This window comes from Paraburkholderia sp. BCC1885 (genome assembly GCF_900996235.1).
Classification (GTDB): Bacteria; Pseudomonadota; Gammaproteobacteria; order Burkholderiales; family Burkholderiaceae; genus Paraburkholderia.
On record NZ_CAAJGM010000132.1, the window covers coordinates 1 to 470 of the forward strand.

At 63.8% G+C, this 470-nt stretch carries 1 protein-coding gene; it reads right to left on the minus strand.

Annotated elements, in window-relative coordinates:
* Positions 1-470: glutamate-cysteine ligase family protein (locus FQ755_RS13670; RefSeq protein ID WP_260858565.1), on the minus strand; the 470-nt coding region annotated here is incomplete at both ends.

Genomic DNA, 470 nt, shown 5'->3' on the forward strand with positions numbered 1-470 from the left:
GAGCGTGTCGAGGATGTCCTCGGCGATGGTGCGCCGCTCGCCCGTCTGCGGGTTCACGCAGGTGCCGTCCAGGCCGAAGCGGCAGGCCTCGAAGCGATTGAAGGTATAGACTAGGTAATCGTCCTCGGACAGCGTGAGCGGCTTGTCGAGCAGCAGGTAGCGCGCCAGCGTCTGGATGTAGCAGGCGATCGCCGCCGCACGGTCGACCGACAGCGGCGTATCCATCACGCGCACCTCGATCGTGCCGAAGCCGGGCTTGGGACGGATGTCCCAGTAGAAGTCCTTCATGCTGTTGACCACGCCCGTGTTGACCATCTTCGAGAAGTACTCCTCGAAGCCGTCCCAGGTCAGCGTATAGGGCGCGCGGCCCGACATCGGGAAGGCGAACACCGAATTGAGGCGGGCCGAATGAAAGCCGGTGTCCACATTCTGGACATAGGGCGAGGACGCCGACAGCGCGATGAAGTGCG